Annotated in this window: 14 protein-coding genes; 10 read left to right on the forward strand and 4 right to left on the reverse strand. The window is 53.6% G+C overall.

Translation table 11 applies throughout. The annotated features are described in order from the left end of the window. Positions 1–233 precede the first annotated feature (233 nt). A complete protein-coding gene (locus tag NQU42_RS07440; protein WP_296610317.1) occupies positions 234–605 on the forward strand; it encodes an AsnC family protein in 372 nt (123 codons plus the stop codon). Between the two features lie 63 nt (positions 606–668). Here the strand turns inward: NQU42_RS07440 and NQU42_RS07445 are convergent, their stop codons facing one another. Then, positions 669–917 carry a hypothetical protein gene (locus NQU42_RS07445; RefSeq protein WP_296610318.1) on the reverse strand — a complete coding sequence of 83 codons (249 nt, stop codon included), beginning with the start codon at positions 915–917 and terminating at the stop codon, positions 669–671. Between the two features lie 544 nt (positions 918–1,461). Between NQU42_RS07445 and larA the strand changes: the two genes are divergently transcribed. The 4 genes from larA (at position 1,462) to NQU42_RS07465 (ending at position 4,521) form a co-directional block, all read left to right on the forward strand. Next, positions 1,462–2,748 carry a nickel-dependent lactate racemase gene (gene larA, locus NQU42_RS07450; RefSeq protein WP_296610320.1) on the forward strand — a complete coding sequence of 429 codons (1,287 nt, stop codon included), beginning with the start codon at positions 1,462–1,464 and terminating at the stop codon, positions 2,746–2,748. Continuing rightward, on the forward strand, positions 2,745–3,086 hold the full coding sequence (locus tag NQU42_RS07455; RefSeq protein ID WP_296610322.1) for a hypothetical protein: 342 nt from the start codon (positions 2,745–2,747) through the stop codon (positions 3,084–3,086). Before larA ends, NQU42_RS07455 begins: the two co-directional genes overlap by 4 nt. 127 nt (positions 3,087–3,213) lie before the next feature. Next, on the forward strand, positions 3,214–3,876 hold the full coding sequence (locus NQU42_RS07460; RefSeq protein WP_296610324.1) for a phosphoribosyltransferase: 663 nt from the start codon (positions 3,214–3,216) through the stop codon (positions 3,874–3,876). Positions 3,877–3,933: 57 nt separating this feature from the next. Continuing rightward, positions 3,934–4,521: a YkgJ family cysteine cluster protein gene (locus tag NQU42_RS07465; protein WP_296610325.1), complete on the forward strand. Its 588-nt coding sequence runs from the start codon at positions 3,934–3,936 to the stop codon at positions 4,519–4,521. A 173-nt stretch (positions 4,522–4,694) separates the two neighbouring features. Here NQU42_RS07465 and NQU42_RS07470 read toward each other — a convergent pair whose 3' ends face one another. Further along, positions 4,695–5,498: an alkaline phosphatase family protein gene (locus NQU42_RS07470; protein WP_296610327.1), complete on the reverse strand. Its 804-nt coding sequence runs from the start codon at positions 5,496–5,498 to the stop codon at positions 4,695–4,697. A 166-nt stretch (positions 5,499–5,664) separates the two neighbouring features. Here NQU42_RS07470 and mscL point away from each other — a divergent pair, with 166 nt between their 5' ends. Further along, positions 5,665–6,105: a large-conductance mechanosensitive channel protein MscL gene (gene mscL, locus NQU42_RS07475; protein WP_296610329.1), complete on the forward strand. Its 441-nt coding sequence runs from the start codon at positions 5,665–5,667 to the stop codon at positions 6,103–6,105. A 4-nt stretch (positions 6,106–6,109) separates the two neighbouring features. On the opposite strand, the gene NQU42_RS07480 is transcribed toward mscL, so the two are convergent. Next, complete coding sequence (locus tag NQU42_RS07480; protein WP_296610330.1) at positions 6,110–7,051, reverse strand: HEAT repeat domain-containing protein; 942 nt, start codon at positions 7,049–7,051, stop codon at positions 6,110–6,112. Positions 7,052–7,129: 78 nt separating this feature from the next. Between NQU42_RS07480 and lysA the strand changes: the two genes are divergently transcribed. The 3 genes from lysA (at position 7,130) to NQU42_RS07495 (ending at position 10,178) form a co-directional block, all read left to right on the forward strand. Further along, the gene (gene lysA, locus NQU42_RS07485; protein WP_296610332.1) at positions 7,130–8,413 is read left to right on the forward strand and encodes a diaminopimelate decarboxylase; all 1,284 of its coding nucleotides are present in this window, start codon (positions 7,130–7,132) and stop codon (positions 8,411–8,413) included. Between the two features lie 563 nt (positions 8,414–8,976). Continuing rightward, positions 8,977–9,639 (forward strand): NAD(P)/FAD-dependent oxidoreductase, encoded by a 663-nt coding sequence (locus tag NQU42_RS07490; RefSeq protein ID WP_296610334.1) that lies wholly within the window; start codon positions 8,977–8,979, stop codon positions 9,637–9,639. A gap of 41 nt (positions 9,640–9,680) precedes the next feature. Then, on the forward strand, positions 9,681–10,178 hold the full coding sequence (locus tag NQU42_RS07495) for a rubrerythrin family protein (RefSeq protein WP_296610336.1): 498 nt from the start codon (positions 9,681–9,683) through the stop codon (positions 10,176–10,178). An 80-nt stretch (positions 10,179–10,258) separates the two neighbouring features. On the opposite strand, the gene NQU42_RS07500 is transcribed toward NQU42_RS07495, so the two are convergent. After that, complete coding sequence (locus NQU42_RS07500; protein WP_011695928.1) at positions 10,259–10,543, reverse strand: non-histone chromosomal MC1 family protein; 285 nt, start codon at positions 10,541–10,543, stop codon at positions 10,259–10,261. 311 nt (positions 10,544–10,854) lie between these two features. Here NQU42_RS07500 and NQU42_RS07505 point away from each other — a divergent pair. Then, positions 10,855–11,177, forward strand: a 323-nt coding sequence (locus NQU42_RS07505) for an iron-sulfur cluster assembly scaffold protein (RefSeq protein ID WP_296610339.1), incomplete at its 3' end; no start/stop codon positions are given.

An 11,177-nucleotide genomic window follows, 5' to 3' on the forward strand; every position in this document is an offset into this window, starting at 1 on the left:
AATAACTGTGAACTTCAAACGCATAAAACCGGAAGCCTGAGATGGACAAGAGCTATAGAATGCTGGAACAACTTCTGTAAAATGTTTATCTTTTACTACAACTTCGCGAGGGGGTGATAGTGTTATTAGGACAGGTCCCTCTGCTCCACCAAAAAGATCATATCTATCCTGCAACATTACCGGTACTCTGTTAACTCTGTTATATTTCAGTTTACAAGAGGCGATCTGGTTCGATGCCAAGTGGTCGATACACTAGGATCGAGATAACGCCTGAGGCTTACATGGGGCTTGAGGCGGAGGCTATACTCCAGCGAAAGACCCTCAAGAGGCTGGCATCTGAGTTGATTCTCCAGGGTATCTCTCCGAAGGCTCTTAGGTTTGTCCATGACGAGTCAGATCCGGCAGGCAATCCCATGACCAAGGGCAGCATCTCGAGAAGAACGCGGCTTTCAGAGGACAAAGAGGCTCTTGAGAAGATAAAACAGCTCTGGCGACTTGATCCGAGACCATCTGTAAAGGAGATCGCGAGCCTGGTGGGGTACTCGCAGACAGCTGTCAAAAATCAGATAAAGAGAATGCAGGGCAGCGGAGAGCTCTCGCCATAGCATCAGCTGACAGAACAATCTGATACATATTTACTATTTTATTCGATCAGGATGGAGTCCTCTTTAGGAATGTTCTCCACCACTTCGCTTCAAGCCGACTGAGATCATCCAGAGCCCTGCGAGCACAGCGATGCCAAAGAATCCCAGAGCAAATATCTCCCAGCCATCTGGCACGTTCGAGAGAAGCACAACGCCCACAGTCACTGATCCAATACCTATGCTCACAGAGCCCATGCGATTGTTTATGACGCTTATCAGTATGCCAGCCCCGATCAGAGCTGCCGCGATATCCAGGAGCACAGGAGAGAGCATGCTTTCCAGAGGGCATGCATATTACTTATAGGTTGTTGCCGGGACTGAGAAGAGGCAGTGCGCAAATTCTGTTTGTGGGGCTCGAAACGCAGAATAGCCCCTCAGGGATCTGCTCCGCTTGCATAACCCATAACTCATGTGAGGTCAAACGCTGTTGATCTCAACTATACGACAACCCAACCCAAATTTTGTAATACTATAATCAAAATCTTTATTACCCAGTAAGATGACGTAGCATTGGCACGCGACTTGACCTCCTTTACCTGACGTCTCAGGTTTTCCCGATATGCTGGAGAAAGGCTCGAGCGATGCCATCTGGCGCTTGCATTGGGGCAGGCGCCTCCTCTCCTAATACCATCTCACAACAGTACTTGCAGCTGTCGGCATTTGATATGCTGCATGTTTACAAAAATGCTCTGACCAGGTGATCAAAGCTCTCACTTTCACAGCACTGGCAGGGAGCACCATGCGTAAAAGTATTCGGCTCTATAAACCAGGCGATAAACACACTTCAGTTCAAAAGCCCCTCCGAGTTCCAGGAAAAATGCGGATTGAAACCTTCATAAAGCTCGAGGTAGAGACGATGCTGTTGCTTTCATCGGATATTCGGGTGTTAACGAACATGCTTCTCGGTTATGGAAATTCATCTTTGAGGATCGAGCTGCAGGATGGGTGGGAGGTTCTCAAGCCGAACGAGCTTCATCCAGCGCCAGATGGCGAGATAGACAGGGCTCTGGACTACCCCATTGGCGCTGGCCTGGAGGACCTCTCGGGAAGGAGTGCATCGGTTATCGTGAGCGATATCACCCGGCCATCTCCAAGCCACAGGATCCTTCCGCCCCTCGTGTGCAGGCTGAGGGGTATGGGCGTGAAGGACCTCAGGGTTGTTTTCGCCCTTGGAACACACCGGCGCATGACCGAGGATGAGATCAGACACCTTCTGCGCGGCTGTGTGAGGCTTCCGCATTTCCAGCATGATACATCGAGATGCGTGCATCTTGGTGAGACCAGCAGGGGCACGCCGGTCGAGATCTTCGATCTGGTAGAATCCTCGGATATCGTAATAGGCACAGGCAACATAGAGTACCATTACTACGCTGGCTACAGCGGTGGCGCGAAGGCTCTTCTTCCAGGGGTATCTTCAGAGCGATCCATACACTGCAATCACATGATGATGAGGGAGCCAAGGGCTCGCTCTGGATTTCTCGACAGCCCTGTGAGGCAGGACATGGAGGAGGCAGCAGGCATAGCAGGGCTGGATCTCATACTAAATGTGGTGCTGAACAGCAGGAAGGATATCGTCTCAGCAGTGGCAGGCGATTACATAAAGGCGCATCGCGCAGGCGCAGCGATTGTGGACAGGATGTACCTGCGTGAGGTGAAGCCGGCGGAGATCGTCCTGACATGCGCAGGAGGCAGGCCGAAGGACATCAATCTCTACCAGGCGGTCAAGGCGCTGGAGAATGCAAAGGGCGCTGCGGCACCTGGGGGGACCATAATACTCCTGGCAGAGTGCGCCGAGGGTCTCGGTGACAGGGTGTTTGAGCGATGGGCGAAGGAATGCTCCACTCCTGAGGAGTGCGTTGAGCGCTTTGGAAGGGAATACGAGTTTGGCGGCCACAAGGCTGCTTACATTGCAGAGCTGGCCCTCAGGAACAACCTCGTCCTGGTATCATCAATGCCCAGAGAGGTGGCTGAGATGTGCTTCTTCACGCCTGCGAGAAACATCGAGGAGGCACTAGAGCTCGCGTGGAGCGCGCATGGGAGGGATGCCAGAACTGTTCTGATCCCCCATGGAGACCTGACGCTGACAAGGGCGATGCATGAATGAGCAGCTTCAGGGCGGGTGGTTTGACGGGCACATCAAAAAGTGGGAGTCATGATGATAGGGAGTTCCTGCTGGATCTCATAAAGGAGCTTGAGGATCTCTACGAGAGGCACGACGCTGCGCTCTGCGATATCGAGGAGTGCAGGAGATTTGGCGGCATGCTCGCCAGGCTTCTGGAGAGGCTGGAGGATGCAGGCCAGTACCGGCTCGCGGACAGGGTCATGGATATACTGAGCATATGCAGCCCGAAGATAGCCTCGCACTGCGAGAGCGCGGAGAGGACGAAGAGCATGATCAGAAGCCTGATCGAAAGGCTGAGACAGGAGGCAGAGATCGCATAGCTCTGGGCAGATGCCCTCTCTGATATATGTCTTTATCTCGCGCCTCCACACATTCCGATCGCGAGAGGAGTATAACTTCAGATCATCCCTGCAATCTATTTTATCCATAAGCGCATCTATTCTTTTGATGACCGAAGATCGGTTTGATTGCCAGCTCGTATCATGGGAGGAGGCCTACAGGCTGGAGCTGGAGCTTGCAGCTCGTATAAAATCGTCCGGCTACCGTCCGGATCTGGTGATCGCGATAGGGCGGGGCGGGTTTGTTCCTGCGAGAGTGGTCTGCGACCGTCTCCTGCACACGCAGCTAACGAGCATAAGGATAGAGAGATGGGGGGTTGCGGCTCACAAGCTCGAAAGGGCCACGATACGGTTTCCGTTATCTGTGGGTATCTCTAACATGAGGGTTCTTGTTGTAGATGACGTAACCGACACAGGGGATACGCTCAGCGCCGCGCTGGAGTATCTCTGGAGTATGGAGCCTGATGATATCAAGACAGGCGTGCTGCATCACAAGCTCTCCAGCAGGGTGGATCCTGATTACTGCTCCGAGATCGTTAAGAGATGGAGGTGGATCGTCTACCCATGGGCTTTCCATGAGGAGATGCTCGGCTTTGTTGAGCGCGTCCTGTCAGGCAATCCTCTGGGAATGGAGGAGATACGCCTCCGTCTGAAGAGGGTCTACGGGATTGACATCAGCGAGCCTGACCTCTCAGATGTGCTGGAAGACGCCCTACTCACAGGGAAGGCTGAATTGACTGGAGAGGGGTATGTGAGGGCAGAGCCGTTTTGAATGCAGAGCCAAAATCGAGATCATGTTCATGTTTTGTACGAAATATCTGAGGTTTGGATGACAGCTCCAAGAGAGATAGCGATGAAGCTGATCGAGGCGACATCGATGCTCGGAGACCCGAGGGCAGAGGATCCGCTCGTCCCAACGCTCTCCCAGGCAGACTACTACCGGATCGCGTGCCACATGCTCTTCGCATGCAGGCGTTGCGGCACATGCTGCAGAACGGGCGATCCGATAAAGCTGAGGGAGGATGATGTCAAGAGGATCGCCAGACATCTCAGGATAACGCCCAGCAGGGCAATGAAGCGGTATGTTGCTCGCCGGGTCTCAGAATCAGGCAAGAGCTTTCTCGCCATGAAGCACACCAGGCCATGCAGGTTCTATGACGAATCAACGAAAGGCTGCAGCATCTACGAGGCCAGGCCATGGTCGTGCCGGATATTCCCTTTTCTGGGGATTTACGGATCAGAAGACGCTGTGAAGGTTCACACCAGCTGCCCCGGCTCGATTGAAGCTGTCAAAGCGCTTACAGGGGCGCTGAGCGAGTTGAAGGAGAGCGGTTACAGTAGCACAGATGATCCGGATGTTGTCAGAAGGGCGAGGAGATGGTTCGACGAGGCTCTCCTGAAGCTATCGCCAGAGTAAGCCATCCATCGGGGGTCTCCTCCACACCATAAAATTTTTATGGACATGCTCCACGGAGATCTTCCCGTGAGCTGCACTGCGAATAAAGGGAGATCATCTTTTATGATCCAGAAGGCAGTTCATTTGGTGGGCCCTCGAACCGCAACCCCTCCCACTGGATCCGCTTCTCTCTGTTACGTCTTCCTTCCGATTATGAGAGCCACATTCCGGTCGTCATCATTCTTCATATGCCCGGCGTGAACGGGATGATCTCCGACGATCACTATCACTGTCCCTGTGCCAGCTCTTCTGAATATCTCTCCTATGTGAGCGTCTATGGAGACAGCAGCTTTCACGAAGCCATCGAGATTCAATCCGTTGTGCGCAGCCTTGTCGAGCCCTATGAAGTACGATACGACAAGATCAGGATCTGTGGAAAGTGCCTCGACGGTCAGCCGGCAGATGTGCTGATCAAACTCCTCTGGAGGCAGCGTTCTCGGTACAGCTCCTATGTACTCTATCAATCCGTCGTAGACCTCGGCGCCGCCCTTCTCCATTATTACCGCAGACCGGAGGCCAGAGGAGCTCGCGATCTCAGGCAGGCTCAGAATCGGCGATCTCTTGGCGCTCTCTGTATCATATATGCCGTGATGCTCTGGCGTGAGCCCGCTGAGTATCGATGCTATTGCCGGAGATGTGTGATCTGAGGCGTGAAGCGCTCTGAACAAAAAGCCTGTGGCAACGATCTCCCTCATGTGTTTCAGGTGCTGCAGAAATGATCTGTAAAGCTCGTACCCGAGACTGTCGACTATTATCAGAATCGCCCTCTTACATCTCCACCGCTCGATCTCATATATCGGCCTGCCATCTGGATTCGGAAGACGGATTCCAAGAGATCGCGCTATGCTCGGCGCGATGTCTGTCTGGCTTACAGTTCTCATGATGTTCTGGTTTGAGATGCTCTTCGCGGCCAGATAAAGTTCGCCCTCTGAGATCATCCTAACTGGTGAGTTTCATGGTATATGCATGCTGCACATCTCAATGAAATTACACATCCCACCAGCATCAGCGATATCTATGCATATTACACGGAGGCATCAGCATGGCACTCACAATAGGAAATTATTTATCAAAATAACCAACTTAAAGGTCAGGGGGATCTTCGTGGGTTTTATTGATGAGTTCAAGGAGTTTGCTGTGAAGGGCAACGCTGTGGGCATGGCAGTGGGCATAATAATCGGAGCGGCCTTCGGGGCGATCGTCAACTCGCTTGTCAAGGACATAATAATGCCGCCGCTGGGGCTCATCCTGGGAAGGGTGAACTTCACGGATCTGTTCATAGCACTGGACGGGAAGGTCTATCCATCTCTGGCAGCAGCCCAGGCGGCTGGCGCCCCGACGATAAACTACGGACTGTTCATAAACACGATAATAAATTTCCTCATAGTGGCGCTGGCTATATTCGTCGTCATCAGACGCATCAACGCGATGAAGAAGGCGCCAGCACCTCCTGAGCCGAACACGAAGGAATGCCCGTACTGCAGGGAGAACATACCTCTGGCAGCGGTAAAATGCCCGCACTGCACATCCGATCTGAAAACGTGAATCTTCAGAGATCCAGGCCATAAACTTCTATCAGCGATGCTCTGGCCTTTTCCCTGACGATCTCAGGGCACTGGTCTGAGCTGCACGCTTTCTTGAGAGGCTCTATTGCCCTCCGATCATTTATCTCCCCGAGAGACCACGCGGCCCATGCCCTGATCTCGTCGAGATCGCCTCCAAGCATGACATCGACAAGCGGAGTGAGAGCTTTTGGATTGGCCATCTCGCCCAGCGTTGTCACAGCGCAGAGCCGTATCTCAGGGTTCTCGTCAGTGAGGGCGGACACAACAAGATCGCATGCACGGTCTGTCCTTATGCGCCCGAGGGCCTTCACGGCCTCAACCCGCACGTCCAGATACTCGTCGCCGAGCAGCGGGGCGAGGAGATCTGATGTGTCCTCCAGGGCGAGCTCTCCCATGAAGCCTGCCGCTCTCCTCCTAACCTCCGGATCCTCGTCGCGCAGGAGATCTGTAGCTGCGGGGAGAGCCTCCCTGGACTTCAGCCTGGCGAGCGCAGTGACAGCCATGCCCCTCACCGTGGGATCCGAGTCGCTCAGCAGATCTATGAGCGCGGCCTCAGCACGCAGACCGCGAAGTGCTGCAGCAGCTCTTAAGCGCACATCCCTCGTCGAGTCAGATCTCATTGCCTGGACGAGAGCTGGAATTGCAGACGGATCTCCGATCGCCTCGAGCGCCGCAGCAGACCATTCTCTCACTGCACGATCCACATCGCCGAGCAGGCATCTCGATAGAGCATCAACCGCCTTTGTATCACCAATCTTTCCGAGAGCCCATGCGGCTCTGTAGCGGACCTGGGGTGCAGGATCCTCCAGTGCCTCGAGAAGGCCGGGAACAGCGCTCTCTCCCATGCCCACAAGCTCCCATGCGGCCTTCTGGCTCTCAAAGTAATTCTCGCTCCTGAGCATCATGAGTGCATTTTCAGTATTCATCGCGGTTACACCTCTCAAAAATCAGTCGAGCATGATTGGATGATAAGGTTTACCTATCTCTTAATCTATTCATGGATCATGTTCGGAGGCAAGGATCATATCCAGGTCGTCAACGGTCATCTCCATATCTCAGGCGCTGACACAGTCGAGATAGCGAGGCGGTTTGGCACTCCTGTTTACGTTACCTCAGAGGATCGTCTCAGAGAGAACATCCGGAGGTATCACAGGGCCTTTCCTGATGCTGAAAAGTACTTCGCCGTGAAGGCGAATGGCAACATATCGATAATAAGAATTCTCGCACAGGAGGGGGCCGGGGCGGATGTCTTCTCCGCAGGAGAGCTCTACCTGGCAAGGCTCGCAGGCGTTCCCAGAGAGAGAATACTTTTCAATGGCAACTCCAAGAGGGATGATGAGCTGAGGATGGCTGCGGCCGCAGGAGTTCGGGTCTCCATCGACTCCGAGGAGGAGCTGGAGAGCCTGAGCAGGATCGCATCAGAGGAGGGTAAGAGCGTCGAGGTCCTCTTCAGGGTCAACCCGGATATCTCGGTGAAGACGCATCCGAAGATAGCAACCGGTCTGAAGAGCTCGAAGTTCGGCATACCCGCGCATTCTGTGAGGAGCATTTACGAAAAGGCGATGCAGATGGAGGGCGTGAGGCCGATCGGTCTCCACTGCCACATAGGCTCTCAGATACTCGACGTCTCGCCGTTTTCAGAGGCTGCTGCCAGGATGATGGATCTGGTTGGTGAGATTGTTGGCATCGGCGGTGATGTGAGGCTCCTGGATCTCGGTGGCGGCCTCGGGATACAGTACGATCCTGCAGCGCCTCCAGCGCCATCTCCTCAGGATCTCGCAAATGCCATACTGCCTGTTATCGCGAAGAGATCAGAAGAGATTGGTGTTCAGATGAGGCTGATTCTGGAGCCCGGGAGAAGCATCGTAGCGGATACCACGATACTGCTGACGAGGGTCAATGTGGTTAAGCGGGCGCATGTTACATTTGTGGGAGTCGATGCCGGGTTCAACGTGCTCGCACGGCCGATGCTCTACGACGCCTACCATCACATCGTAGTGGCGAACCGGGCAGATGCTGATATCTCGGAGAGCTACACGGTCGTGGGGCCGATATGCGAGAGCGGAGACGTCCTCGCGCGCGAGAGGAGGCTTCCTCTGGTGGAGAGGGGCGATATCCTTGCGTTTCTCGATGCAGGTGCGTACGGATTCTCGATGTCATCTCAGTACAACGGCCAGCCACGGCCTGCAGAGGTTTTGGTCCACAGCGGAGGTGTGGAGCTCATAAGAAAAGCAGAGGACATCAGCGCGCTTCTCTCATGCCAGGTCATACCGGCGAGGCTGATGTGAGTAGCTCAGGGCAGGTGGATCTGAATTCACCGTGTTGTTCATCCTGCTGGCAGGTTGGAATGCGTGTCAGCATGCAGGTGATTTGATTGCGAACGATGGAGTACAGCAATCGCATGCCACATATCCAAGATCGTGTGGATAGTATCATGAGATGGGCAGAATGTGGCGGTCCTCATGAGATGCGACCATATGAGATCGTTCTCTCTTTTTATGCATATTTATTAATGATTGTGGCAATCGTGGCAATCCAGACCGAAGGATTTAAATTCTTACAAAAAGTAAGGAGCAGCGATAGGTATGTCAGATATTGCAAGAAGGACTCGATCTGATGTGGCGAGAAGATCGAGAGGCGCAGGGGTCTCCAGGAGAGCAAGGTCTGAGGAGCTGCCGAGAAGGTCGAGATGAGCATCTGCCACACCCGGATGAACACCCTACAGAACTGAGAGCACTTTTTTATAATTTACGTATTTGGTGAACACTTCATCGGATTTTCGTTCCGACTGCCATCATCGGATCGCATAATTGAAATAAGAAAAACATCCATTTTGTATAGGGGTTTTGTCTTGTCCAAGGACATATTGGAGAAGGGTGCAATTGTGCAGCGCGACAAGGAGACGTACGCCATAGCTCCTCACATACCTGGAGGCATAATCGACCCGGCCACGCTGAGAAAAATTGCAGACGTTGCTGAGAAGTACAACGCCAAGGTGCTGAAGCTCACATCTGCACAGAGGATAGCGATAGTCGGCATCAGGCCTGAGGATATAGACAATGCATGGAAGGATCTCGGCATGAGCCCAGGCCATGCGATAGGGATGTGCGTCCGGAGCGTCAAGATCTGTCCGGGCACGACGTTCTGCAAGAGGGGGCAGCAGGACTCTGTCGGGGTCGGATTGAAGCTCGACGAGAAATACCACGGGTATCAGCTCCCCTGGAAGTTCAAGATGGGCGTCTCAGGGTGTGTCAACTCATGCGCCGAGCCATGGATCAAGGATGTCGGGCTCATAGGCACATCTAAGGGCTGGCGCGTCGTCGTCGGAGGGTGCGCCGGCGCAAAGCCGCGGATCGCGCAGGTTCTGGCGGAGAACCTGAATGACGAGGAGGCGATCGATCTCGTGGACAGAATCATCAACTACTACAGGGCGCATGCAAAGAAGCAGCGTCTGGGGGAGTTCATCGAGGAGATCGGCTTTGAGAAGTTCAAGGCCGAGGTGCTGGGATCCTGAGGTTTGAGCTCCGATCCTGCATGATCATTTTAGGTGAGAACATGTCCAAGACAGAGGAGTATCTCAAGGAGGCGTTTGCCGGGGAGGCGCAGGCGAACAGGAAGTACCTGGCATTTGCTGAGAAGGCGGAGAAGGAAGGATATCCGCAGGTTGCCAGGCTCTTCCGGGCTGCAGCAGAGGCAGAGACCGTGCATGCGATGAACCATCTCAGAGCGCTGAATGCCATACGCTCGACGAGAGAGAACCTCGAGGAGGCGGTGGCAGGAGAGACGCATGAGTTCAAAGATATGTACCCGGAGATGCTGAAGGCCGCGAAGGAGGAAGGAAAGAAAGCAGCTGAGATCTCGTTCCGCTACGCAAACGAGGTGGAAAAGATCCACGCGGAGCTCTACAGAGAACTACTGGCAAAGCTGGGCGAGTCAAAGGAGGAGTATCCCTACTTCGTCTGCCCAGTATGCGGGATGACCGTCGGAAGGGAGCCTCCGGAGAGATGCCCGATATGCGGAGCTAAGGGGTCCTCATTCAGACGAATAGACTGAAGCGACCTCCAGTCGCGGGGCGGCAAAAAATGAGCTCCAGCGCCCGGGGAGGGCGGGCTCCCGCTTCGCCCATCCCACCCTTAAATCTTATCCAGCTTCTCTATGCCGATCTTTTTGACGTTCGGCTTCCAGATCATGTCCGGCATCCACGCGGGCGCGTTGGGTGGCTTCGGCACCTGTGTTCTCCAGCCCTTGAAGATGTGGACCTTCTTCGTCCCCCTCTCTCTCAGCCTGATATCTGTGAACCCTCTGTTGGCAGCCTTTAGCGCCGCCTGCCTCGGCTGCTTCCCGCTGAAGACACCGATCTCGTTTCCTTCGGCATCCCTCAATGCGAAGTTCCTCTTCTCAGACTTTTTTTCCGCCATTTTTTATACCTCGGATTATCCATATCCATGGGCTCTTAAGTACTTCTGCATGTATATATCAAATGCCCTTATATTAATTTTTTGTTCCATCTCAGGAATTGTTGAAAGTACCCCTTTGCAACTGCTCGATCGATATGGTTATGCGATCTGCATCACGATTAGGACCCGGTCGTTGACTCAAATCGCTCAACAGCATATCAGAAACCGCCAGCCACTGACATGATAGATCATTATCTCGGAAGAAAACAAATCCATCAACGCATAAATGTCAGCGAAAATATAATATGCTGCGGCCTGCTATAAATCAATTCATGACTCAGCAGACCGGCTACAGCAAAAAGGTGATGGAGCACTTCATGAACCCCAGAAATGTTGGTGTCATAGAGGATCCCGATGGATACGGCAGAGTCGGAAATCCGGTTTGTGGGGACCTCATGGAGATCTTCATAAAGGTGAGGGATGAGAGAATAGAGGACATCAAGTTCAGGACGTTCGGGTGTGGGGCTGCAATCGCCACGAGCAGCATGATAACAGAGATGGCCAGAGGAAAGAGCCTGGAGGAGGCGATGCGGATAACAAGAAATGACGTGGCAGATGCACTCGATGGCCTGCCTCCACAGAAGATGCACTGCTC

Origin of the sequence: Methanothrix sp., from assembly GCF_024518575.1 — an archaeon.
GTDB lineage: Archaea > Halobacteriota > Methanosarcinia > Methanotrichales > Methanotrichaceae > Methanothrix_B.

Excerpts from the sequence above, each read along its gene's own strand:
- NQU42_RS07495 (WP_296610336.1), top strand. The coding sequence starts at position 9,681 with ATGTCCAAGACAGAGGAGTATCTCAAGGAGGCGTTTGCCGGGGAGGCG.
- larA (WP_296610320.1), top strand. The coding sequence starts at position 1,462 with ATGCGGATTGAAACCTTCATAAAGCTCGAGGTAGAGACGATGCTGTTG.
- NQU42_RS07500 (WP_011695928.1), bottom strand. The coding sequence starts at position 10,543 with ATGGCGGAAAAAAAGTCTGAGAAGAGGAACTTCGCATTGAGGGATGCC.
- NQU42_RS07480 (WP_296610330.1), bottom strand. The coding sequence starts at position 7,051 with ATGAATACTGAAAATGCACTCATGATGCTCAGGAGCGAGAATTACTTT.
- lysA (WP_296610332.1), top strand. The coding sequence starts at position 7,130 with ATGTTCGGAGGCAAGGATCATATCCAGGTCGTCAACGGTCATCTCCAT.
- NQU42_RS07470 (WP_296610327.1), bottom strand. The coding sequence starts at position 5,498 with ATGATCTCAGAGGGCGAACTTTATCTGGCCGCGAAGAGCATCTCAAAC.
- NQU42_RS07465 (WP_296610325.1), top strand. The coding sequence starts at position 3,934 with ATGACAGCTCCAAGAGAGATAGCGATGAAGCTGATCGAGGCGACATCG.
- NQU42_RS07455 (WP_296610322.1), top strand. The coding sequence starts at position 2,745 with ATGAGCAGCTTCAGGGCGGGTGGTTTGACGGGCACATCAAAAAGTGGG.
- NQU42_RS07460 (WP_296610324.1), top strand. The coding sequence starts at position 3,214 with ATGACCGAAGATCGGTTTGATTGCCAGCTCGTATCATGGGAGGAGGCC.
- NQU42_RS07440 (WP_296610317.1), top strand. The coding sequence starts at position 234 with ATGCCAAGTGGTCGATACACTAGGATCGAGATAACGCCTGAGGCTTAC.
- NQU42_RS07445 (WP_296610318.1), bottom strand. The coding sequence starts at position 917 with ATGCTCTCTCCTGTGCTCCTGGATATCGCGGCAGCTCTGATCGGGGCT.